The organism is Pseudomonas sp. NPDC089422 (assembly GCF_044749405.1).
In the GTDB taxonomy this organism is placed as follows: domain Bacteria; phylum Pseudomonadota; class Gammaproteobacteria; order Pseudomonadales; family Pseudomonadaceae; genus Aquipseudomonas.
The window spans coordinates 52,490-74,731 of record NZ_JBIVHW010000019.1 but is presented as its reverse complement, the minus strand read 5'-3'; the positions used below and the strand labels follow the sequence as shown (position 1 = coordinate 74,731).

Here is a 22,242-nt window from a genome sequence, read left to right as displayed (position 1 = left end):
TTGAGGGTGGCGGATGCCTTGCCCCGTGCCGGAAAACTGGCGGGTGTCAGCCGTGGCCGTGCCCGTGCGGCATCCTCAGGCCGGGTGGCCTGGCTGCCGACCTTGCTCAAGGGGCGCCCGAAGCTGCGCCAGGACCTTTGCTGGCAACAGCGCCAGGCCCAGGCCAGTGAACTGTGGCTGGTGATCGTCGACGCCTCGGCTTCTACGCGGCGTCATCAGGCCCTGGCGCAATGCAAAGGCCTGCTGGCCGAGCTGTTCGACCAGGCCTATCGGCAACGCGCCCGTCTTGCCCTGCTGACGGCCAGCGGTGGTGCACCGCAATGGCAGCGCCATGGCCTCAAGGCGTCGGCAAGCCTGCAGCCTTGGTTGCAGGCCCTGGGTGCTGGCGGCGGCACGCCTCTGATCGCAGCGCTCGAGCAGGCACGGCACTGGCTGCAGGCCCGGCAGAAAGCCCATCCCCACGAGTTGCAGCGCTGCCTGGTGTTCACCGATGGTCGCCTGCAGCGCTGGCAAGCCGTGCACCCCATGCCTTGCGCCACCCTGCTGGTGGACATGGAATTGGCGCCAGTACGCCTGGGTCGGGCACAACAGTTGGCCACGGAACTGCAGGCCGACTATCAGCATCTTGAGCACTTCAAGGTAATGGAGTGAGTTAGGCGGAAGGGATAGGCGCGACACTATGTCGCAATAAGAAAGTTGCCTGGCAGGGGAATGAAAAGTTGTTCAAGTGCGTGCCAGGCACGCACTTGCAGGGACACAGCGATATTACTTCGGCATCGACCAAGGCTGAAGGTCATAACCTTTCTGGCACAGTTCGGCACGTACTTCCTCGATCAGGCTGGCCCATTGCGCAGGGTCCGAATAGATACGCGACGATACTTGTTTGCTGCCGATACGGGTGCTGGTCCGGTCGATCACCGCCAGGCTCAGCTCGCCGGTGCCATTGGGCGCATCCCAGGCAACGCACTGGAAGGGTTCGAAGGCGTGGTCGGCAATCAGCAGTGCCTCGTTGACACGCAGCGGTGCATTCATGGTTCGGTCTCTCTATGGTCCCAAACATCGAAATTAAGTCCGCGTAACTGCTACGTCGCTTCAGGTGTTAGCGCGATCCGCAGCGCGGGGTTACTCGTACTGATGCTCCAAGTTAGGGATGGAGTCACACAGGTACTGTAAATTTTTTGCCCGTTACACATTTTTTGTTTGCCGGCGCCGCCTGTGACGCCAATAAAATTGAAAAATTCCCGCGCAGGATTGGCTGGAGAGAATCCGGCAGACAGACGGTCGTGGGCAGCGTCAAGTTCGTTGCTACTGTTAATTCGGCGCCGCAACTTACTGTTTTCACGTATAAAACCAACAATTGGCGCCAAGGAACGGTCATGCACGAGACTGCCGCCCTGCGTCGCTTGCTCATCGTCGACCCCTGCGACGATTGTCACCGTCTGTTACCTGGCCTGGAGAGTGCCGGTTGGGAGGTTCACAGCTGTAGCCTGGACCTGGCATTGGAGCATCGCTGCGATATTGGCATCTTGCGCCTGCAGGCGTCGCACCTGCGCCATCCCGACGCGGTCAAGGACATGATCAAGCGCAGCAATACCGAGTGGATTGCCGTGCTCAACGCCGAGCAGTTGCGCATGCAGAATGTCGGTGATTTTGTCTGCGAGTGGTTCTTCGACTTTCACACCTTGCCGTTCGACTTTTCCCGCGTGCTGGTGACGCTGGGGCGGGCGTTCGGCATGGCCCGCCTGCGTGGCAAGGGCACGGTGAGGGTGGATGGGCTGGAACATGAGCTGCTCGGTGACAGCCGGCCAATCCTGGAATTGCGCAAGTTGCTGGGCAAGCTGGCGCCTACCGAATCCCCTGTGCTGATCCGTGGCGAGAGCGGCACCGGCAAGGAACTGGTGGCGCGCACGTTGCACCGGCAATCGCAGCGCAGCGAAATGCCGTTCATCGCCATCAATTGCGGGGCGATACCTGAAAACCTGATCCAGTCCGAGTTGTTCGGGCATGAGAAAGGTGCCTTTACCGGCGCCCACCAGCGCAAGGTGGGGCGGATCGAGGCAGCCCATGGCGGCACCTTGTTCCTCGACGAAATTGGCGACCTGCCTCTGGAGTTACAGGCCAATTTGCTGCGTTTTCTGCAGGAAAAGCACATCGAGCGGGTCGGTGGAAGCCAGCCGATACCGGTCGACGTGCGGGTACTGGCGGCCACCCATGTGGACCTGGAGAAGGCCATCGAGCATGGGCGTTTTCGCGAAGACCTGTACTACCGGCTCAACGTGCTGCAGGTTGTGACGGCGCCGCTGCGCGACCGCCATGGCGACCTGTCGATGCTGGCCAACCACTTTTCGCACTTCTACAGCCTGGAAACAGGCCGCAGGCCGCGGTCATTCAGCGATCATGCGCTGGCGGCGATGGGGCGCCACAACTGGCCGGGCAATGTACGCGAGCTGGCCAACCGGGTAAGGCGCGGGCTGGTGCTGGCCGAAGGGCGCCAGATCGAGGCCCAGGACCTCGGCCTGCAGGGTCTGGAACAGGAAGACCAGCCGCTGGGCACCCTGGAAGACTACAAGCACCGGGCTGAGCGCCAGGCGCTGTGCGATGTCCTGGACCGGCACAGCAACAATATGAGTATTGCTGCCAAGGTGCTTGGGGTATCACGGCCGACGTTCTACCGGCTGCTGCACAAGCACCAGATCCGCTGATCAGCTGGATTGGGCGATATGCCCGTCAGACAAGTCTTCCAGTGGTTCTTCCTCGCCCGGTAGCGCGGTGATCACGCTGAAGTCACTGACCTCGACCTCGCCGCCGCCATAGCCGAGCAGGTGGAAAGAAAACGCCTTGCGCACTGTCGGGTTATCGAAGCCGAACTCCATTTCCAGCGGTTGGTCGGCCGTCACCCGCATCTCCTCGGGCAACCCCAGCGGCACATCCTGCTCCAGCTCCTTGGCCTTGAGCCGGATATAGGCCGCGTGCTGCGGGTCCAGCGAACGCACCTTGACCCGCACCCGGGTGTGCGAGCCCTCGGGCATTTCCAGGTACTGCGCACCGATCAGGTTGTCTGCCCAGTCGTCGCGAATGCGCGCCTGCAACTGAATGGCCGATGGGCCGCCGAACTGGTAACGCAGGTTCATCGGCGTTTGTAGCAGGGACTGGTCTAGCACCCCGGCCAGGGCACCGATCTGGGCGCCGAGGGTATTGTCGCCAGGGCCGAGATAGCGGGCCTTCTCGGCGATGAACCCGGGGCTGTCGTAGCGACGGCAACGCTGCTGGAAGTCGCACTCGGTAAAAACGCCCTTGCCATCGTGGTAGCGCAGCATGCCGTTGGTGTAGGAAATCATCTCCCGGCCGCTGTCGTAATCCCGGTACAGCGAGCGCCCGCCGAGGGCGACCGGGATCGGCAGGGCAAAGTAGTCGAGCAGCGAAGTGGCCAGGTCGATGTGGCCGTAAGTACCGTTCTTGATGTGCGGCAGTTGCGCCTGCTCCGGTGCCAGGGTCAGGTTGAAGCCCCAGGACGAAGCCAGGCGCACGCCATCGATACCGTGGGATTCGTCCGAGGTGACCACCACCAGGGTGTCCTTGAGCACGCCCTGGCGTTCGAGGTTGTCGAGAAAGGCGCCGATCGCATCGTCGAGGTAGGCGACCGCCGCTTGCTTGGCGGTGTCGTAGCGTTGCAGGTAGTCGTCGGGTGCGGAGTAGGGCTGGTGAGTGCCGACGGTCAGCAACGTGAGCATCCACGGGCGGCCCTGCTGGCGCAACTGGCCGACATAGTCCAGCGCCCCTTCGAAGAAAGCGCGATCATCCTTGCCCCACGGGAATTCCAGGTAGTTCTTGTTGTTGAACCACTCCAGCCCGTGAACCGAGTCGAAGCCGATATGCGGCATGATCCGGTCCTTGGCCATGAAGCGCAGGCCGGCGCCTTGCAGGTAGTGCGTGGTGAAGCCGGCCTGGCGCAGCTGTGCCGGCAGGCAGGCCTGGTTGCGCTGCTGCTGGGTGAGCAGTTCGACACCTTTCGGCGTGCCGTTGGCCAGCTTGTCGTAGTCGCCGCACAGCATCGCATACAAGCCGCGGATGGTCTGGTGGGTATGCAATACGTAGTCTGGGGTGTTCATGCCACGCTCTGCCCAGCGGCTGAGCCTGGGCATCAGGTCTTCGTCGAAACGGCTGTGCAGGGCCTGACGGTTGGGGCGCAGGTAGGCGCCCGGGATGCCTTCGAGGGTGATCACTAGCAGGTTGCGAGCGCGGCCTGGCGCTGCCAGCAGCTTTTGCCCGCTCAGGTCATGCTGGGTCAACCCGGCAGTTGGCAGCGGTGTGATCGTGGGCGTCTGGCCGGCCCAGTGCTGAACCTGACGCTGCAGGTCGCCGGTGGCGGCCGTCAGCAACTGATGGGGAAGGTTGTACTGGCGCCACTGGTCGGCGTCGCTGGGTGCCAGGTGCTGGCTGCTCCAGTGTGCCGCGAACAGCAGCGCCGGGATGGCCCAGGCCTTGCGCGTGAACTGCTCGCCAGGTTGGCGGCGGCTGCGCCAGGCGCTCCCCAGCCAGACCAGCAGGCCGCCACCCAGCAAGACGGGCAGCCAGGCATGGGCCAGGCCGCCACCGGTGGAGTTTTCCATGAACTGCGGGTCGAACAGATAGCTCAGGTCGGCACTGTTCGGCAGCCTGCCAACGGCGCTGACCAGTTCGGCCGAAGCCACCCACAGCACAGCCCAGGCCAGCAGAACCGGCAGCGACAGCCACCATGCACGGCGATGCAGCACCAGCACCAGCAGGCTACCCAGTGCCAGGTCCGAGAGATAGCCATACGGGCTGGACCAGCCCAGCACGGCGCGCACGACCAGGGGAATCACCAGCACCAGAGTTGCCAGGGCGAGCAGCCGGGTGCGTGGTGGGCCTTGCAGGTTCTTCACGAAAACTTTCCTTTTTGCCATGAAATCGTCACATATTTGTGCGCGATGATAACAGGCCGATACCCGGAAAGCCGTTGGCTACAAGGTTGGTAACCAATTGGGGCGCGATGCGCCCCGGATGTCAGAAGTAATACGGGAACTTCAGGCTGAAGGAAAAGTCCGGTGCATCGTCTGTCAGGCCAATCGACAAGTTCGGCACGATCGTCAGGTTGTTGGTGGCGGCAAAGGTCAGGCCGACGTTGAAGTTGGCCGCGTTGTAGTCACTGTTGGTGATCGATTGCCAATCGCTGCCGTCGGGCTTGATCTTGCTCTTGCGGGCAAATTGATCGGTGACCGAGAACGACATGCTCATTTTCTCGTTGAGGGCGAAGGCAATACCACCGCCGATCTGCCAGGAGTCGCCGAGTTTCACGTCACCCGGCACCTTGGTGTTCACTTGCGGGCTGATGTCGCTGAACGAGTCCTGCATGTTGTAGGTGTACGACAGGCTGCCGAACAGCACCGCAGGGTCGAAGGTCTTGACCAGCGAGATGCCAGGGGTAATGGACCACACGCCGTTGCCGGTCGGCAGGTCCTCAGGCACCGACAGGTTGTCGTTGCCGGCCACCTGCTGCAGCTTGATGCCGTACGGGTCCTTGCCGGTGGGTGCCTTGACGCGCAAGGTGGCAACGGCATCCGGCCAGGTCTCATTCTCATCAAGGAATTTGTAGGCGATACCGAAGTTGACGTCGCCGATGGTCGGGTCGCGAGTGACAGAAGCGTCGGACGTGACCCCGGCGGCCCCGCCTGCACCACCGGACGAGTAGGTGGAATCGCGGTAGACGATGGGCACGTTGATGTCGAACTGCCAACGCTGGTCGACGTTGTAGCGCGCCGTCAGGTCCAGGGTCCAGTTGTCCGCCTTGATGCGGTCGATGTTGATGTTGCCGAGGAAGATCGAGTCCAGCGCCAGAAACCCGTTGAGCACCAGGGCGCGGGTGTCGTAGTGGGTGTAGGTCAGCCCGGTCTCGACGCTGAACTTGCCGCCACCGAAGAAACCGCTCGCTTCGTCATACAGGTTGGACACGCTCTGCGCCGGCTCCGAGTTGTCCTGCAGCGACTGCCCGTAGGAGCTGCCGCTGCTGCCCGGTGTACCGGTGGCCACGGTCTGACCACCCTTTACCCCCTCTGCGGGGGACTTGGTCAGGCGCTTCGGTGCCGGTTGTGCGGGGGCCTCCTCGACCTGCTTGAGCCGTTGTTCAAGCACCATCAGTGCGTTCTGTTGGGCTTCGTAGCGCTGTTTCAGCGCAATCAGTTCCTGTTTGAGTGCTTCGACCTGAGGGTCGGTTGCCGCTTGCAGCAGAGTGGCTGGGGCCAGTGTTGAAATACAAACGATAGCTCTGAACGTCGACAAACGGTGCATGGATTAGCCGTCCCTTCTGACTACATACGATGAGACATGAGCGTAGTTCAGTATCCGAGATTGCGAATGCCTTTGAGCTGCTCAAGATTGGCGCTCACGGAACCGCCCATTGGCGCACTGTCACGCAACACGACATTGAGTGATGTCAGGTTGCTGACACGGTTGCTGGCACCCAGCAGGGTGGTGTTCTGCATCAGCCCACCTTGGCCCAGGCTTTGCGTCGAATTGCCCTGGTTGCCATTGGCGACGATATTCATCTGCACGCCACTGCTGGTGGACGACACGCTCAACGAACCTGCGCCATTGCTCCCGACCAGCGTCGAGCCTGCAGCCAGGGCCTGGCCCTGCGGCTGGCCGGCTGGCGCTTGATTGCCCTTGATGACGTTGATGTCGACATTGTTGTTGGCCGCGTTGAAGTCACCGGCGGCACGGACCACCTGGGTCACGCCTTGGGTCGTGTTGAGGCCGCTGCCGCCGCTGACGGTACCGGTACCGGTGCTGCTGGTCTGTGCGCTGCCAGTGCCTTTTTCATCGATCATCGAGACATAGAACTGCGGCTTGATGGTCGATTGCTGAATCTGCATTGCCGAGGTCGCGCCAATCACTTCGCCATTGGCGTTCTGCCAGGTACTGGTCATGACCACGCCAAAGCTCACGATCCGCCCAGGCATCACGTAACGCCCGCGCAGGCTGGCCAGTTCCTGGTCCTTCAACTCGATCGGTTTGAACGTTTCTGCCTGGGTTGGCAGGCTGGCGGCCAGGCAGATCACTGCCAGCCACAGGGAAGTCTTCATGGAATGCTCCCAGAGCGTCTTGCCCTACTTCAATTGAAAGAAGGTCATTAGAAGAAGTCGCTTTGAATGAAACCGAAGTCCACCAACTCCGCGTCCGGCACCGGCGTGAAATTACTGATGCGATTCTTGGCGCTCAGGGGTATCGGTGGGTCGAGCAGAATATTGTTCTTGTCATAGCCTTTGCCGATGACGGCGAAGATGATGCCGTTCCAGCCTTTGACGAAATCGTCGAGCTTGAAGCGTTTGTGGCCCAGGACCGGATCACCGATGTACACCCAGCCTCTGTCGACCTTCTGCATCACCACGAAGTGCTTGTAGCCGCGGATGTCCATCAACACGACCACCGGGATGCGGATGCTGTGCAGCGTATCGGGCGCTACCTTGTAGCCGCGCGCACGCATGCCCAGGCTTTCGACATATTTCTTCATGTCGAGCATGGAAAACCCTTGGGTACGGACCAGATCCTCGTTGGCGTGGGCCAGCATGCCCTCGATCACCTGGTGTTCATCCACGTCCAGCCAGTAGGCCTGGCGCAGGATGGTCGCCAGGGATGCCGCACCGCAGCTGAAGTCGGTTTTCTGCTGTACCAGGTCGGCGAACTTGCGCTCGCGGATGCTCTGCACCGGTTTGTAGATCACCGCACCACCCGGCAGTACGGACAACGGCATCTGCGAGGCTTCGCCGACACTGGCGATGCACAACAGAATTGCCAAGGCGATAATGCGCATGTTCGACGCCCCCTGCCTTTTTCTTGTTAGAAAGAGGCTCCCCGAAGGGAGCCTCCAGACCGCAGTGGTTACATCGAGGTGTTGGAGATGGCCAGCGAGTTGCTTTGCTGGTTGCCCACACCTGCTGCCACGTTCACGCCCAGGTTGCCGCTGCCACCGTTCACCGAACCACTCAGGGTAGCGGTGTTGGTCACAGGGTTGGCCCAGCCGGTCGGGGTCAGCACTTGGAACGACACGGTATTGCTCAGGGCATACTCGCTAGACTCGCTGAAGCTCTTCGAGATGCTGTCCGACGACTGCGACGCTTTTTCGCCGGCTTTCTCGTAGGCCGAGGCACTGGCTTTTTCCCATGCCGAGGCGTTGGCTTTCTCGTAGGAAGTATCGCGAGACTTGTCATAGGACGAGTCATGGCTACGGTCATACGAGGAGTCATAGGACTTGTCGAAGGACGAGCTGAGCGACTTGTCGAAGGACGAGTTGCTGTTCGACTGATGCGACTTGTCGACCGATGCATCCAGCGATGCACTGAGCGATGCGTCGAAGTCGCTGCTGCGCGAGCGAGTGAAGTTGCCGAAGGTTTGCGACGACGATGCGCTGCCATTGGCGCTGGCATCGAGCGATGCGCTAACCGTGGTGTTGGAGGACGAGCTGTGATCGCGGCTGGACGAGCCGTTCGCAGCCCAGTTGTTGGAGCCACTGGCGTTCATGCTGTTGCTGCCGCTGGAGCTGCTGCTGTTGGAGCCGCTGGCGGTCATGCTGGTCGAGCCGCTGGAGCTGCTGCTTTTGCTGCCGCTGGCACTGGCGCTTTGGCTGCCCGACGCGCTGTAGCTGGAGCTGGAGCTCTTGTCGACGCTGGCATCGAACGCGCCGCTACGCGAGGCCGAACCACTCGAGGAAGTGGTGAAGGTCAGCGTATCGACCCGGTAGGTGCGGTCGGCATTGTTGTTCACCGTCAGGCCGGGGCCGTTCTGGTCGGCCGAGGCAGTTGCGGTGGAGTTGCCGATAGGTGCGGCGTTGTTGGCGATGGCCATGGTATTTTTTTGCTGGTTCAGGTCGCCGCCAGCAATGTTGATACCGATGTTGCCGCTGCTACCGTCGGCCGAGCCACTCATGACGGCGGAGCTTTGGGTCGACCAGTTGTGGACGGTGTTGTTGTTGCTGCGCTGGGTAACTTCAGCGGTCGCCGTGGCAGTGCCGAAGACGAAGCTGTTGTCGATGTCGGCATTGTTGGACGAAGTGTTGGCGATGGCCGCAGCGTTATCCTGCTGGTTGCCGTTACCGGCGGCCACGTTGACACCCACGTTGCCGCTTGCGCCAGCACCAGAGCTGCTCATTTCGGCTTCGTTGATGGTGCCTTGGTTGCGAATGGTGTTGCCGGTGCTTCTCTGGGAGTCAGTGGCAGTGGCAGTGGCGTTGGTGTAGACCGCTTTGTCCATTTGCCGGTGGTGGTTGTTGTGGTGGTCGTGATCACGACGATTGTTCTGATCCGCTTGTGCAGCAACAGCCATGACCGCAGCAATTGCGAAAACCAGAGGCTTGATTGCCATCGAGGGTTTCATGGTGTTTCTCCGTCTTTAGGTTAAGTGTTGTTCTACCTGTACCTACCTAACAGGGTCAGTTCGCGACCCTTACGCTCAGGGTGTTTGCCGTCTGGTTGCCCACCCCGGCGCTCTGATTCAGCTGGATGACCCCGCGGCTACCGGTGAATGCCTGGTCACCGGTGGTGACATGGCGATAGCCGGGTGAGGTATCAGATGGATCGGAGCTGTTGATCAGCGCCACGTTCTGTTGCAGCAGGACGCTGTCATCGATGCTTTGCGGTTGTGTACTGATGCTGATGCGCAGGGCGTTGGCCTGCTGGGTCGCAGCGCCCGCACTCTGGTTGACGCCCAGTGCGCCGCTGCCATGGCTGAAGGCATTGCCCTGGATACTGGCGCTGGCGCCCATGTTGGGGTCGACGATGGACAGCTGGCGTTGGCGGATCTGCGTGGTCGCGGCAGCCTCGTGGCCGGTGGCGATCGCCCGGGCGTTGGCTTGCTGTTGGCCATCGCCTGCGGCCTGGTTGACGCTGAAGTTGCCTTGGTACTGCGCGCCGGAACTGTCGATGTTGGCGTCGTTGATCACGGGAACCGGGGAGGGTGATTGCGCCAGCGCCGTAGCACTGCTCAACAGGGCCAGGATAAACAGCGTCTGCCTCATCTCATTTGCCTCCCGTGAGGATCTGCAGTGGGGCAAGGCCGCGCTGGACGCTCGAGTTGACCATGTTGGAAATGCCGTTGCCCGAACCGGTGCCACGGCCGGCTGCCTGGTTCGACAGCTGCGTCTGGTTGCCAATCTGGCCGCCGAGGTTGTCGGTCTGCTGGGTTATCAGCGAGGAAATCCCCGTGCCGCTGGTAATGCTGGCGAAGTCGCCATCGCTCAATTCGTTGGTCTGCTTGAGGACTTGCGCGGAGGGGTTGGCATTGGCGGTGGTAGGGTAGGGGTCGGGCGCAAGTGGCGCACGAATGGCCATGCGTGGCTGCACATCGCGGGTGATCACGATGATGCCGTTGTCGGCTTGTGCGGGCAGCGCCGTACCTAGTACACAACCGACCAGCAACAGGCGAAGAACGCCTTTATCCAGTTTCCCCATGACGGCTACTCCTTCTGCGAGCGCTGGTCTTGTTCAGCGTTGCGAAGGAGGAGAGCGAAAGCCGTGCCGTTTTTGGATATTTATTGAAAATCAGCAGGTTGAGCGCATTGCCTGAAGTAACTGTCAATTTGCTGTATCAGGGCTGAGACAGATTTTCAGTGAATTGGCGTTTGGCCCAGCATTTGCGTTACTCGAAGGGCTTTTTTCACGAATGTTTCACCACCTTGACACTGCCTCCACAAATGGCTGGGAGCCCACAGAAACGGGGGCTTGGCCCCAGCCAGGTGTGTCATGGGGTTAACACTCGGTAGGGCAGAGCGGGGGTTTTCCCTGCAACAGGCGCTGAACCGCGAGCAGGGCCGTCGCACTGCGTTGTGGCCAGTCTCCCTCGATGATCTGCAGCGGTCGCCCATGGTGCTCCAGCCAGCGGCGGCTGTCATCGAAGAACACCTGGCGGTCGGCAAGCTCCGGTTGGCTGCGCTGACCATCGGCGACCCACCCCACCCCTTGCGGGCTGAGCAGCAGGTGCAGGTCGTAGCGGCGGGCAAGCAACGCCTGTTCCAGCCAGGGCGGGCAAGCGTCGAACAGGGCATGGCTCCACAGCATGTTGCTGAGCAGGTGGGTATCGAGGATCAGCAGTTCAGGTGCCTGCTCACGGGCCTGGTCTTCCCAGGCCAATTGGCCGCGGGCGATGGTGGGAATATCGGCATAGCAGGTGTCGCGACATTCCTGGTCGATGAAGTGGCGTACGTACTCGCCCACCACGATGCCGCCGAAATGCGCCTGGATTTCACCGCTGAGCCAGCTTTTGCCGCTGGATTCGGGGCCGCACAGCACCAGGACTTTCAAGCGTGCACCAAGGCCGGGTCACGGCGCCATTCCAGCCAGCCGCGTACCGCGATCAGCGTCAGTACGGCAAAGAACCCGGCCGTGAAGTACAGCTGCTGGTGCAGGTACTGGCCGACATAGACCACATCCACCACGATCCATAGCGGCCAGCACTGCACGCGCTTCTGCGCCATCCACAGTTGCGCGACCAGGCTGAAGCCGGTCAACGTGGCATCCAGCCAGGGCAGGGCGGCATCGGTCCAGCCGGCCATTGCCGCACCGAGTGCCACGCTCAGCAGCAGCCCTGCGAGCAACCCGCCAACCAGTGCCCGGGCTGGCAGGCGCGAGACCTGGCGAGCGTCCTCGACCCGCTCCGGGCGCTTCCACTGCCACCAGCCGTATAGCTGCAGCACGGCGTAGGCCAGCTGCAGCAGCATGCCCGAGTACAGCTTCACTTCGTAGAACAGCCAGCCATAGATGAGCACCATGACCAGGCCGATCGGCCAGCACCAGGCGTTCTGCTTGACGGTGAGCCACACGGCGGTGACGCCGAGCACGGCGGCGATGAGTTCGAGGCCGGACATCGGCGATCCTTGGTTGGCAAAGGGCGGCGATTGTAGCTTGCGCAGGGCGAGAGGTGTAGCGCGCAACCAGACCGGCCCGCTCACGGGCCGGTGATCATGGCCGGTTCAGACCCGGAACTGGCGCAACAGTTGTTCAAGCTCCTCGCTCAACTGCCCCAGGGCCGCACCGGCATCACTGGACTGGCGCGCGGCATCGGCGGCCTGCTGCGACAAGCCGGCGGTGTCCAGCACATTGCGGTTGATCTCCTCGACCACATGCGACTGCTGCAAGGTGGCACTGGCGATCGAGGCGTTGAGGGCGGTGAGGTTGTGCAGCGCCTGGCTGATGGCATCGAGGCTGGAACCGGCCTCGCGGGCTTGCTGCACGGTCTGGCGCGAAGCCTCGCTGCTGGTGTCGATGGCCTTGACCGCCGCATCGGACTGGCCTTGCAGGTGCTCGATCATGGTGTGGATCTCGGCCGTCGACTGCGCGGTACGTTGCGCCAGCAGGCGCACCTCGTCGGCGACCACGGCGAAGCCGCGGCCCTGTTCGCCGGCGCGAGCGGCTTCGATGGCAGCGTTGAGGGCGAGCAGGTTGGTCTGCTCGGCGATGGCGCGGATCACCTCCAGCACGCCGCCGATCCTGGTGCTGTGCCCGGCCAGATCACGGATGACCTGCACGGCCTGTTCGATGGTTTCCGAGAGGCGGTCGATCTGCTGCAGGCTGCCGTGAATGGCCTGCTGGCCGTGCACCACCTGCTGCTGCGCGGCGCGCATCTCACCGGCGGCCTGTTCGGCTGTCTTGGCCACATCCTGCACGGCATAGGTGACCTCGTTGACCGCCGTTGCCACCTGGTCCATCTGCTGCGACTGCCGGGCGCTGTGCTGCTCGGCGGCGCCAGCATTGTCGCCAACGTGCCCGGCCGACTGCGCCAGGGCGTGGGCGGCGCCCTGCAACTGGCCGACCACCCCTTGCAGTTTGCCGTTGAACTGGTTGAAGTGCTGGCCCAGGTGGGTGATCTCGTCCCGGCCGTGGGTGTCCAGGCGGCGGGTCAGGTCGCTTTCGCCGCTGGCAATGTTGCCCATGGCCTGCACCGCTTCCTGCAAGGGGCGGGCAATGCTGCGGGCGATGAGCCTGACCACCAGGGCCATCAGCAAGGCGATGCACAGGCCGACCAGCGAGGCATCGCGCAACTGGCGGGCGAATTCGGCCTGCACATCATCGACGTAGACGCCGGAGCCGATGATCCAGCCCCAGGGTTGGAACAGCTGGATATAGGAAGTCTTGGCCACCGGTTCGCTGGCACCCGGCTTGGGCCAGCGGTAGTCGACCGGGCCGGCGCCCTGGCTGCGGGCGAGGGCGACCATCTCGTTGAACACGGCGAAGCCGTCCGGGTCGCGAATGGCGGAGAGGTCCTGGCCATCGAGCTTGGGGTTGGCCGGATGCATGATCATCTTCGGCCCGAGGTCGTTGATCCAGAAATAGTCGTTCTGGTCGTAGCGCAGCGCCCGCACCACTTGTAGCGCCTGCTGCTGGGCCGCCTCGCGGCTGAGCGTGCCGGCGGCTTCCAGGCCCTGGTAGTAGGCCAGCACACCCGCGGCGGTCTGCACCACGTGGCGGGTCTTCTCCGCCTTGGCCTGGTACAGGTCGCCATGGATCTGGCGCAGCATCAGCAGGCCAAGCACCACCAGCATGCCCACCGCAACCACCAGAATCAGCCACAGACGACGGCTGATCGACATCGACCGCAATGCCTTCATCGAATCCACTCCTGCCTTGTTCTTTTTATTCAGGTGCATCGAAACATGCTTTGCAGGCGGCAGGCACTCGACTAATGGCTAAGTGCTAGTTATCGGTTACTCTGCCGCAGGCCGCACGAGCCTTTGCCTTGCCGCTTTGATAGGATCTCGGCCGCGCAAGATGAAACCTTTAGCCGGGGTGAACGTTTCCCCTGGCGCAGGTCCCAGCAGTCGCTGTAAAAAAGGCCGCGCCGCGTGCGGCAATCACAAGCAAACCAAGAACAAGGAGCCTGCAAGCAGCAGTGCTTCATCGGGGGAATAATGGATTTTTGGACCGCCTTCCAGGCAATCATCTTAGGTGTGGTCGAGGGGCTCACTGAGTTCCTGCCGATTTCCAGTACCGGCCACCAGATCATCGTCGCCGACCTGATCGGGTTCGGTGGCGAACGGGCCATGGCGTTCAACATCATCATCCAGCTGGCGGCTATCCTGGCAGTCGTGTGGGAGTTTCGCGGCAAGATCCTCGAAGTGGTGTTCGGCCTGGCCAGCCAGCCGAAGGCCCGGCGTTTCACCGGTAACCTGCTGCTGGCGTTCATGCCGGCGGTGGTGCTGGGCGTGCTGTTCGCCGACCTGATCCACGAATACCTGTTCAACCCGATCACCGTGGCGACGGCGCTGGTAATCGGTGGCGTGATCATGCTCTGGGCTGAACGTCGCCAACACACCGTGGCGGTGGACCATGTCGACGACATGCGCTGGACCCATGCCCTGAAGATCGGCTTCGTACAGTGCCTGGCGATGATCCCGGGGACCTCGCGCTCCGGTTCCACCATCATCGGCGGCCTGCTGTTCGGCCTGTCGCGCAAGGCGGCCACCGAGTTCTCGTTCTTCCTGGCGATGCCGACCATGGTCGGAGCGGCGGTCTATTCGGGCTACAAGTACCGCCACCTGTTCGAGCCGAGCGACCTGCCGGTGTTCGCCCTCGGCTTCGTGACCTCGTTCATCTTCGCCATGATTGCCGTGCGGGCGTTGCTGAAGTTCATCGCCAACCACAGCTATGCGGCCTTTGCCTGGTACCGCATTGTGTTTGGTCTGCTGATCCTGGCGACCTGGCAGTTCGGCTGGGTCGACTGGTCGACGGCGCACAGCTGACATGGCACGGGCACAGCACACGGCGCCACGCGGCGCTCAACGCACAGCGGGCGTGCGCAATGCGCGCCTGAAGCTGTTGCTGCTGGGGGGGCTGTGCCTGTTGCCGTTGCTTGGCGCGGCACAGATGGGCTGGAACGGGCAGACCTGGGTGCCACTGGCGTTGTACCCGCTGGTCAGCCTGGTCAGCCTGCTGCTGTACTGGCAGGACAAGCGCCAGGCCCAGGGCGACACCTGGCGCACGCCTGAAAAGGTCCTGCATGCCAGCGAGTTGCTGGGGGGTTGGCCCGGCGCGCTGGTTGCCCAGCAGCTGTTCCGGCACAAGACCCGCAAACTGTCCTACCAGTTGGTGTTCTGGGGCATCGTGCTGCTGCACCAGGTGTTCTGGCTCGACTATCTGTTCCTGGGCAGCCGTTTCCTGCCGTTCAACTGATCAGCTAAGCAGGCCTGCCTGCAGCCGTTTTGGCAGCCGTCGCACCACCAGCTGGTGCGAGCGCTGCAGCAGGTCGCACAGTTCATCCCGGCCCATGGGGTAGGGTGGCGCCATGCTGATCCACTTCGCCCGTGCCAGATAAGGCGCCGGCCGCACGCCAGGCCGGTCGCAATAGCCCAGAAACAGTTCATCGGCCACCTTGAACGACAACCCCGCCCCGGCCAGGTCGAGCACCGCGAACATCTTGTTGCCGGCCACGGAAAACACCCGGATGCCGCCCCATTTGTAGTCTTCCCGCGCGCCCGGCAGGCTCAGGCAGAACGCGGCCACCTGATCCTCGGTGATTTTTTGCTTAGACATAACGCTCCCCACACGCTTCGAACGATGCCGCCAGGTGGTCTATCCAGGCCCGCACGGCTGGCAACAAGCCACGCCGATGAGGGTAGACCGCCTGCAGGTAGCCGCCTGGCAATGACCAGTCTGGCAGCAGCCTCACCAGTTCGCCGCGTTCCAGCTCCTCTTCGCAGAACATGCTGGGCAGGGCGGTAAAGCCCAGCCCGGCGCGCACGGCGGCGTTGCGCACGACGAAATCGTCAATGGCCAAGCGTGGCTCCAGGGCGATCTCCTGCTGACGGCCATTGGGCCCGAGCAAGCGGAAGTGCACCAGCCGGTCGGCTTCGGCGGCGCCCAGCACCGGCAGCGTGGCCAGCTCGGCGGGCTCGCGGATATGGTCGGCAAAGCCGGGGGCGGCCACCAGCTGCATCTGCGCCTGGCGCAGCCGGCGGGTCACCAGTGCCGGGTCTTCGTCGCCCAGGTCGCGTACGCGCAGGGCGACGTCGATGCCTTCGGAAATCAGGTCGACACGGCGGTTGAGCAGGACCATGTCCAGCTGCACCTGGGGGTACTGTTCGAGGAAGCGGCTGATCACCTCCGGCAGAAACGCATGGGCCAGGGCTACCGGGCACGACACGCGCAGGCGCCCGCGCGGCTCGCTGCTCATGCTCGCGACCACCTCGTCGGCGGCCTCGGCCTCCAGCAGCATGGCCTGGCAATGGTGCAGGTAGCGCTCGCCGACGGCAGTGAGCTTGAGCTGGCGCGTCGTGCGCTGCAGCAGGCGGGTGCCGAGGCGTTCTTCCAGTTCGGCAATACGCCGCGACAGGCGCGACTTGGGAATGCCCAACTGGCGCCCGGCCGCAGCAAAACCGCCGGCTTCGACCACCTGGGCAAAATAGAAAAGGTCATTGAGGTCTTGCATGGGGCTGTCTCACTGTTCTACCTGTGGGACAAACTAACGCATTTTTGCTGGCTTTTCAGCCATTCGGCATCCCGGTAGGATTCTCTTCATCGTGATCGCCCACCGCCGCGGTCTTCATTCACAGGAGAGTCCCATGAAACTGTTGCATATCGATTCGAGCATCCTGGGCGACAATTCCGCCTCTCGCCAACTGAGCCGCGAAGTGGTCGAAGCCTGGCAAGCCGCAGATCCAAGTGTCGAAGTGGTCTACCGTGACCTGGCCGCCGACGCCATCGCCCACTTCTCTTCTGCCACCCTGGTGGCTGCCGGCACCCCGGAAGAAGCCCGCGACGCTGCCCAGGCCTTCGAAGCCAAGCTGAGCGCCGAAACCCTGGAAGAATTCCTCGCCGCCGACGCCGTGGTGATTGGCGCGCCGATGTACAACTTCAGCGTGCCGACCCAGCTCAAGGCCTGGATCGACCGCGTGGCCGTCGCCGGCAAGACCTTCCGCTACACCGAAGCTGGCCCGGAAGGCCTGTGCGGCAACAAGAAAGTGGTGCTGGTATCCACCGCCGGTGGCCTGCACGCTGGCCAGCCGACTGGCGTGGGTCATGAAGACTTCCTCAAGGTGTTCCTCGGCTTCATCGGTATCACCGACCTGGAAGTTGTCCGTGCCCACGGCCTGGCCTATGGCCCGGAACACCGTACCCAGGCCATCGACGCCGCACAGGCGCAGATTGCCAACGAGCTGTTCGCTGCGGCCTGATCGCCGGGCGACAAAAAAACCGGCTGGCGCCCCGTGCGCCAGCCGGTTTTTTCATCCACTTTTCATCTCCCGGTGGTAAAGCCGGATCTATGCTGACGCTATCCTGGTGCCTGCTGCGCGATAGCTGACCGATGAACACTCCCCGCTGTTTGCTGGCATTGCTGCTCGGTGGCCTGTTGGCCCATGCCGAGGCCGCTCCGTGGGTGGCCGGTCTGCATCACATGACACTCGACGACCCGGTCGACGCCAGGCCGATGCAGGCCCTGGCGTTCTACCCGTCCCATGGCGCACCGCGCAATATCCGCATCGACGGCTACCCCATCGACGTCGCTGAAGAGGCCCCGGTCGCGCTCGGGCAGTTTCCGCTGGTGGTGCTGTCGCACGGCAACACCGGCAGCCCGCTGGCGCTGCATTACCTGGCCACCGCCCTGGCCCGCCAGGGCTTCGTCGTGGTGGCGGTGGTGCACCCGGGCGACAATGCCCGGGACCACAGCCGCCTGGGCACGCTGAGCAATCTGTATGGTCGGCCCCTGCAGGTCAGCGAGGCCATCACGGCCGCCCGTGAAGACACGTTGCTTGGCCCTTACCTGAATGACGGCAAGGTCGGTGTGATCGGCTATTCGGCCGGCGGCGAAACCGCGTTGATCCTGTCTGGCGCCCAACCCGACCTGGATCGCCTGCGCCGCTATTGCCTTGAGCGCCCAGGTGATGCCGATGCCTGCAAGACCCATGGCGTGCTGATTGCCGACCGCAGCGAGCTGGCACCCAAGGCCGACTCACGGGTAGGCGCGGTGATGCTGATGGCTCCCCTGAGCCTGATGTTCGGCCGCCATGCCTTGGCCGGGGTGAAGGTGCCTGCGCTGATCTACAGTGGCGACAGCGACCAGCTGGTGGCGGTAGACCGCAATGCCGAGGAACTGGCGCGCAAGCTGCCGATCACCCCGGACTATCGCTTGCTGGCAGGGGCCGGGCACTTCGTGTTCATGGCCCGCTGTGACGAGGAGCAGCATGCGCGCATGCCGGCGCTGTGCAAGGACGCCGATGGTGTCGACCGGCGCCACATCCACCATTCGCTGCAGCGCGATACGGCCGCCTTCTTTACCCAGGCACTGGGCGCGCCGGAGCACGCCGAGCGCTCAGCCGCGGCGACTGCGCCGCGCCAGTAGCAGCGTCAGGCCGACCCCGGCCAAGGCCAGCAGGGCCGCGACGCAGAAAATCGAGGCATAGCCCAGGTGCACCGCCACCGCCCCCATCACCGGGCCGGCGATGGCCAGTGCCATGTCGAAGAACACGGCATAAGCCCCAAGTCCCGCACCACGGCTGCTGCTCGGCACCTGCTTGATCGCTTCGACACCCAGTGCCGGGTACACCAGCGACAAGCCGAAGCCGGTCAGGCCGGCCCCGACCAGCGCCCAGGGCGGCGAGGGCGCCAGCCACAGCAGGCTCAGGCCGAGCACTTCGGTGGCCATGCAGGCCATGGCCACGTTGTAGCCGCCAAAGCGGTTGACCGCATTGACGAACAACAGCCGCGAAATGATGAAGCACAGGCCGAAGGCGCTCAGGCACCAGGCCGCACCGACCCAGCCACGTTCCAGGTAATAAAGGGTGACGAAGGTGGTCAGGGTGCCATAGCCGATCGACGCCAGGGTCAGCCCCAGGCCGCAGGGTGCGACGCGGCCGAAGGCCGACCAGAACGGCAGCCGTTCGCCGCGCGTTACCACGGCGTCCGGGCGTTTGCGCAGCACCAGCAGGGCCACCAGCGCCAGCACCAGCAAGGCCGGGCCGAGCACGCTGAAATCCAGGCCGGCGACCGCCAGCACGCCGACCGGCGCACCGATGGCGATCGCGCCGTACGAGGCGATGCCATTCCACGAGATCACCCGCGCCGTATGTTCCGGGCCGACCTGGCTGATGCCCCAGCTCAAGGTGGCGACGCCGATCAGCCCCTGCGCCAGGCCCAGCAGCACACGGCCGCCGAGCAGCAAGGCCAGGCTCAGCAGCGGCACCTGCAGCGACCAGGCCGAGAGCAGCGTCAGTACCCCGCACCCGGCGATGCCCAGCAGGCCATAGCCAATCGCCTTCTTGCCCCCCAGGGTATCGGCCACGCGCCCGGCGAAGGGGCGGCTGAGCAGGGTGGAAAGGTACTGCAGGCCGATGGTTACCCCGGCGATCACCGCACCAAAGCCCAGCTGGTCGTGCACATAGCTGGGCAGCACCGCGATCGGCAGGCCGATGCAGAGGAAGGCAATGAAGGTGTAGAAGACGATCGACAGGATCTGCAGGGTAATACTGAAGGTACTGCTGACGGGGGCGGGCTGTTGCGCGGTCATGGGCTCTTTCGCGGGCGGGCGGTTGGGCGTGCCCTAATCATGGCCGCTGCGCGAAGTAAATGAAAGCAGGCTAACGAATTATTCATCGGGCAGTGCCCGCCTGTGGGGTTGGCGGTGGATTCTTCGCGGGTAAACCCGCGAAGAGGCCGGCCCGACCAGCACACGTTGATCAGGCCAGCTCAACTACCTCAGACCACGACGCCCTGGCTACGCAGGTAATCGTCATAGGTGCCGCTGAAGTCCACCACACCATCAGCGCTCAGCTCGATGATGCGGGTCGCCAGCGACGACACGAACTCGCGGTCATGGCTGACGAACAGCAGGGTGCCCGGGTAGTTTTCCAGCGCCAGGTTCAGCGCTTCGATCGATTCCATGTCCAGGTGGTTGGTCGGCTCGTCCATCACCAGCACGTTCGGCTTCTGCAGGATCAGCTTGCCGAACAGCATGCGGCCTTGCTCACCACCGGAAATCACCTTCACCGACTTGAGGATCTCGTCGTTGGAGAACAGCATGCGCCCCAGGGTACCGCGGATCACCTGCTCGCCGCTGGTCCACTGGCCCATCCAGTCGAACAGGGTCATGTCGTCTTCGAAGTCGTGGGCGTGGTCCTGGGCGTAGTAACCCACTTCGGCGCTGTCGGTCCACTTCACCGAGCCTGCATCCGGGGTCATCTCGCCAACCAGGGTGCGCAGCAGGGTGGTCTTGCCGATACCGTTGGGGCCGATGATCGCCACGCGCTCGCCCGCTTCGACGGTGATGTCGAAGTTCTTGAACAGCACCTTGTCATCGAAGGCTTTCGCCATCTTCTCGACGACCACCGCCTGGCGGTGCAGTTTCTTGGTCTGTTCGAAACGGATGAACGGGCTGACACGGCTGGAAGGCTTGACCTCGGCCAGCTGGATCTTGTCGATCTGCTTGGCGCGCGAGGTCGCCTGCTTGGCCTTGGAGGCGTTGGCCGAGAAGCGGCTGACGAAGGTCTGCAGTTCGGCGATCTGGGCTTTCTTCTTGGCGTTGTCCGACAGCAGTTGCTCGCGCGACTGGGTGGCCGCGGTCATGTACTCGTCGTAGTTGCCCGGGAACAGGCGCAGCTCACCGTAGTCCAGGTCGGCCATGTGCGTGCACACGCTGTTGAGGAAGTGCCGGTCGTGGGAAATGATGATCATGGTGCTGTTACGCGCCGTGAGGATGGTTTCCAGCCAGCGGATGGTGTTGATGTCCAGGTGGTTGGTCGGTTCGTCGAGCAGCAGCACGTCCGGGTCCGAGAACAGCGCCTGGGCCAGCAGTACACGCAGCTTCCAGCCCGGCGCCACTTCGCTCATCGGGCCAAAGTGCTGCTCCAGTGGAATACCCAGGCCGAGCAGCAGTTCACCGGCGCGGGATTCGGCGGTGTAGCCGTCCATTTCGGCGAACTCGGTTTCCAGCTCGGCGACGGCCATGCCGTCTTCCTCGGTCATTTCCGGCAGCGAATAGATGCGGTCGCGCTCGGCCTTGACCTTCCACAGCTGGCCGTGGCCCATGATCACGGTGTCGATCACGGTGAATTCTTCGTAGGCGAACTGGTCCTGGCGCAGTTTACCCAGGCGGGTGTTCGGCTCGAGCATGACCTGGCCACCGGATGGCTCCAGGTCGCCGCCGAGGATCTTCATGAAGGTCGATTTGCCGCAACCGTTGGCACCGATCAGGCCGTAGCGGTTGCCGTTGTTGAATTTGACCGAAACGTTTTCGAACAGCGGCTTGGAGCCGAACTGCATGGTGATGTTGGCGGTAGAAATCAAGTGCTTGTCCTGCGGGGGTTCCAGAGGTGTATTTAGGCCCTCTCGTCCGTTTTGGGCCAATTCTGGGCCAATTCGACTCGGGGCGGCAGCTTCTCCAGCTCCCTCAAGTCCGAGGAGGAGCTGATCCATTTCGCGTAGGTAGAGAGCAACATCTCGACGCTGTGGCCAAGCTGGTTCGCGATGAACGTGGGGTTCATCCCAGACATCAGGCACTTGGTTGCGTAGGTGTGGCGGGTGTCGTACTGACGGCGGTCACGGATGTTCAGCGCCTTGAGCGCCGATTTGAAGTGGCGGATTGTACCACTTGGCTCGTTGATCCACAGCCTACCTTTGCTCGGTTGGTACACAAAAGGGCTGGGCGTGATTCGCCAGATGGCGCACGGCCACGATTTTGTGGGGGTGATCTAAAGTTTTGCCGGATTACGACGATAAACCGATCTTGGATCCATAATTTAGGGAGTCTAGGATGGGTTTTTTCGATAAGGTCAAGGAGCTTGCGCTCAAGGCGAAATGTGGTGTTGGTATTCACGGCGGTGAATATTCCAAAGTAAGTAATGGCCCAGCCTGCTTGTACGAAAAGACGTGTCCTGACTGTTTCGATCACCTGACCAAGCACATGCATGAGTACGGTGAGTTCAGCTACAGAAATCATCACAACTGCACCATGAGCCGTCATTGTGTTCACTGCGACCATGAGGACCTGAAAGAGAAACATCAGGGCTTCACCGACGCGGGCATGGACGACTTTTGCAGGGTCAAAGAAAAATGCATCAGGTGCGACTTCACGAAAGTGAAGAAGGAAAGCCACTCGTGGATCGAAGTGTCGAGGACAGATACCGACAAAACCATGTCGTGCATTCGATGCAAAAAGATGGAAAAGCAGCCGTTAACGCGTCACTAGGACTGTGTGGCAGTCCCCCCTGAAGCCAAGGTAAGGCCCGAGGTGACATGCGATTCAGAGGCT

General features: G+C 62.7%; 24 protein-coding genes. 8 read left to right on the top strand and 16 right to left on the bottom strand.

The genetic code is table 11. The features are described 5' to 3' along the window. The first annotated feature begins 84 nt into the window (after positions 1–84). Entirely contained in the window at positions 85–651 is a 567-nt protein-coding gene (locus ACIPZ8_RS26495; protein ID WP_400729735.1) for a VWA domain-containing protein, read from the top strand. A gap of 114 nt (positions 652–765) precedes the next feature. On the opposite strand, the gene ACIPZ8_RS26490 is transcribed toward ACIPZ8_RS26495, so the two are convergent. Continuing rightward, positions 766–1,032 (bottom strand): hypothetical protein, encoded by a 267-nt coding sequence (locus ACIPZ8_RS26490; RefSeq protein WP_027919312.1) that lies wholly within the window; start codon positions 1,030–1,032, stop codon positions 766–768. 344 nt (positions 1,033–1,376) lie between these two features. On the opposite strand from ACIPZ8_RS26490, the gene ACIPZ8_RS26485 reads away from it, so the two are divergent. Beyond that, the gene (locus ACIPZ8_RS26485; protein ID WP_400729717.1) at positions 1,377–2,702 is read left to right on the top strand and encodes a sigma 54-interacting transcriptional regulator; all 1,326 of its coding nucleotides are present in this window, start codon (positions 1,377–1,379) and stop codon (positions 2,700–2,702) included. On the opposite strand, the gene ACIPZ8_RS26480 is transcribed toward ACIPZ8_RS26485, so the two are convergent. The 10 genes from ACIPZ8_RS26480 to ACIPZ8_RS26435 all read right to left on the bottom strand — a co-directional run bounded on the left by ACIPZ8_RS26480 (position 2,703) and on the right by ACIPZ8_RS26435 (position 13,612). Further along, positions 2,703–4,904: an LTA synthase family protein gene (locus ACIPZ8_RS26480; protein ID WP_400729714.1), complete on the bottom strand. Its 2,202-nt coding sequence runs from the start codon at positions 4,902–4,904 to the stop codon at positions 2,703–2,705. Positions 4,905–5,025: 121 nt separating this feature from the next. Then, on the bottom strand, positions 5,026–6,306 hold the full coding sequence (locus tag ACIPZ8_RS26475) for a hypothetical protein (protein WP_400729711.1): 1,281 nt from the start codon (positions 6,304–6,306) through the stop codon (positions 5,026–5,028). Between the two features lie 47 nt (positions 6,307–6,353). Further along, entirely contained in the window at positions 6,354–7,100 is a 747-nt protein-coding gene (locus tag ACIPZ8_RS26470) for a hypothetical protein (RefSeq protein ID WP_400729708.1), read from the bottom strand. A gap of 47 nt (positions 7,101–7,147) precedes the next feature. Beyond that, positions 7,148–7,828 (bottom strand): C39 family peptidase, encoded by a 681-nt coding sequence (locus tag ACIPZ8_RS26465; RefSeq protein ID WP_400729705.1) that lies wholly within the window; start codon positions 7,826–7,828, stop codon positions 7,148–7,150. Positions 7,829–7,896: 68 nt separating this feature from the next. Further along, positions 7,897–9,387 (bottom strand): heme utilization protein, encoded by a 1,491-nt coding sequence (locus tag ACIPZ8_RS26460; RefSeq protein ID WP_400729702.1) that lies wholly within the window; start codon positions 9,385–9,387, stop codon positions 7,897–7,899. Positions 9,388–9,442: 55 nt separating this feature from the next. Beyond that, a complete protein-coding gene (locus ACIPZ8_RS26455) occupies positions 9,443–10,027 on the bottom strand; it encodes an adhesin (protein WP_400729699.1) in 585 nt (194 codons plus the stop codon). A gap of 1 nt (position 10,028) precedes the next feature. Next, on the bottom strand, positions 10,029–10,460 hold the full coding sequence (locus ACIPZ8_RS26450) for a hypothetical protein (RefSeq protein WP_400729697.1): 432 nt from the start codon (positions 10,458–10,460) through the stop codon (positions 10,029–10,031). Between the two features lie 297 nt (positions 10,461–10,757). After that, positions 10,758–11,309: an AAA family ATPase gene (locus ACIPZ8_RS26445; protein WP_400729694.1), complete on the bottom strand. Its 552-nt coding sequence runs from the start codon at positions 11,307–11,309 to the stop codon at positions 10,758–10,760. Then, positions 11,306–11,872, bottom strand: coding sequence for a nicotinamide riboside transporter PnuC (gene pnuC / locus ACIPZ8_RS26440; RefSeq protein WP_400729691.1), 567 nt, complete (start codon positions 11,870–11,872; stop codon positions 11,306–11,308). The genes ACIPZ8_RS26445 and pnuC overlap by 4 nt, the downstream gene beginning before the upstream one ends. 105 nt (positions 11,873–11,977) lie before the next feature. Then, the gene (locus ACIPZ8_RS26435; protein ID WP_400729688.1) at positions 11,978–13,612 is read right to left on the bottom strand and encodes a methyl-accepting chemotaxis protein; all 1,635 of its coding nucleotides are present in this window, start codon (positions 13,610–13,612) and stop codon (positions 11,978–11,980) included. Positions 13,613–13,912: 300 nt separating this feature from the next. Between ACIPZ8_RS26435 and ACIPZ8_RS26430 the strand changes: the two genes are divergently transcribed. Then, positions 13,913–14,743 carry an undecaprenyl-diphosphate phosphatase gene (locus ACIPZ8_RS26430; protein ID WP_152955043.1) on the top strand — a complete coding sequence of 277 codons (831 nt, stop codon included), beginning with the start codon at positions 13,913–13,915 and terminating at the stop codon, positions 14,741–14,743. 1 nt (position 14,744) lies between these two features. Next, complete coding sequence (locus ACIPZ8_RS26425; protein ID WP_400729685.1) at positions 14,745–15,173, top strand: DUF1294 domain-containing protein; 429 nt, start codon at positions 14,745–14,747, stop codon at positions 15,171–15,173. Here the strand turns inward: ACIPZ8_RS26425 and ACIPZ8_RS26420 are convergent, their stop codons facing one another. Both ACIPZ8_RS26420 and ACIPZ8_RS26415 read right to left on the bottom strand, forming a co-directional pair. Further along, complete coding sequence (locus ACIPZ8_RS26420; RefSeq protein ID WP_400729682.1) at positions 15,174–15,533, bottom strand: MmcQ/YjbR family DNA-binding protein; 360 nt, start codon at positions 15,531–15,533, stop codon at positions 15,174–15,176. It abuts the gene before it with no gap. Next, positions 15,526–16,428, bottom strand: a complete 903-nt coding sequence (locus ACIPZ8_RS26415) for a LysR substrate-binding domain-containing protein (protein WP_400729679.1) — start codon at positions 16,426–16,428, stop codon at positions 15,526–15,528. The genes ACIPZ8_RS26420 and ACIPZ8_RS26415 overlap by 8 nt, the downstream gene beginning before the upstream one ends. A 133-nt stretch (positions 16,429–16,561) precedes the next feature. Between ACIPZ8_RS26415 and ACIPZ8_RS26410 the strand changes: the two genes are divergently transcribed. Further along, positions 16,562–17,173: an FMN-dependent NADH-azoreductase gene (locus ACIPZ8_RS26410; protein ID WP_400729676.1), complete on the top strand. Its 612-nt coding sequence runs from the start codon at positions 16,562–16,564 to the stop codon at positions 17,171–17,173. A 131-nt stretch (positions 17,174–17,304) separates the two neighbouring features. Then, entirely contained in the window at positions 17,305–18,339 is a 1,035-nt protein-coding gene (locus ACIPZ8_RS26405; protein ID WP_400729673.1) for an alpha/beta hydrolase family protein, read from the top strand. Here ACIPZ8_RS26405 and ACIPZ8_RS26400 read toward each other — a convergent pair. The 3 genes from ACIPZ8_RS26400 to ACIPZ8_RS26390 all read right to left on the bottom strand — a co-directional run bounded on the left by ACIPZ8_RS26400 (position 18,310) and on the right by ACIPZ8_RS26390 (position 21,601). Further along, positions 18,310–19,503 carry an MFS transporter gene (locus ACIPZ8_RS26400; RefSeq protein ID WP_400729670.1) on the bottom strand — a complete coding sequence of 398 codons (1,194 nt, stop codon included), beginning with the start codon at positions 19,501–19,503 and terminating at the stop codon, positions 18,310–18,312. The genes ACIPZ8_RS26405 and ACIPZ8_RS26400 overlap by 30 nt on opposite strands. Before the next feature lie 188 nt (positions 19,504–19,691). Continuing rightward, the gene (locus tag ACIPZ8_RS26395; protein ID WP_027919182.1) at positions 19,692–21,278 is read right to left on the bottom strand and encodes an ABC-F family ATPase; all 1,587 of its coding nucleotides are present in this window, start codon (positions 21,276–21,278) and stop codon (positions 19,692–19,694) included. A 32-nt stretch (positions 21,279–21,310) separates the two neighbouring features. Beyond that, a complete protein-coding gene (locus ACIPZ8_RS26390) occupies positions 21,311–21,601 on the bottom strand; it encodes an integrase (protein WP_400729732.1) in 291 nt (96 codons plus the stop codon). On the opposite strand from ACIPZ8_RS26390, the gene ACIPZ8_RS26385 reads away from it, so the two are divergent. Together ACIPZ8_RS26385 and ACIPZ8_RS26380 are read left to right on the top strand one after the other, a co-directional pair. After that, positions 21,537–21,686, top strand: coding sequence for a hypothetical protein (locus ACIPZ8_RS26385; RefSeq protein ID WP_400729738.1), 150 nt, complete (start codon positions 21,537–21,539; stop codon positions 21,684–21,686). The genes ACIPZ8_RS26390 and ACIPZ8_RS26385 overlap by 65 nt on opposite strands. 58 nt (positions 21,687–21,744) lie before the next feature. Next, positions 21,745–22,179, top strand: a complete 435-nt coding sequence (locus tag ACIPZ8_RS26380) for a hypothetical protein (protein WP_400729666.1) — start codon at positions 21,745–21,747, stop codon at positions 22,177–22,179. Positions 22,180–22,242: the final 63 nt, after the last annotated feature.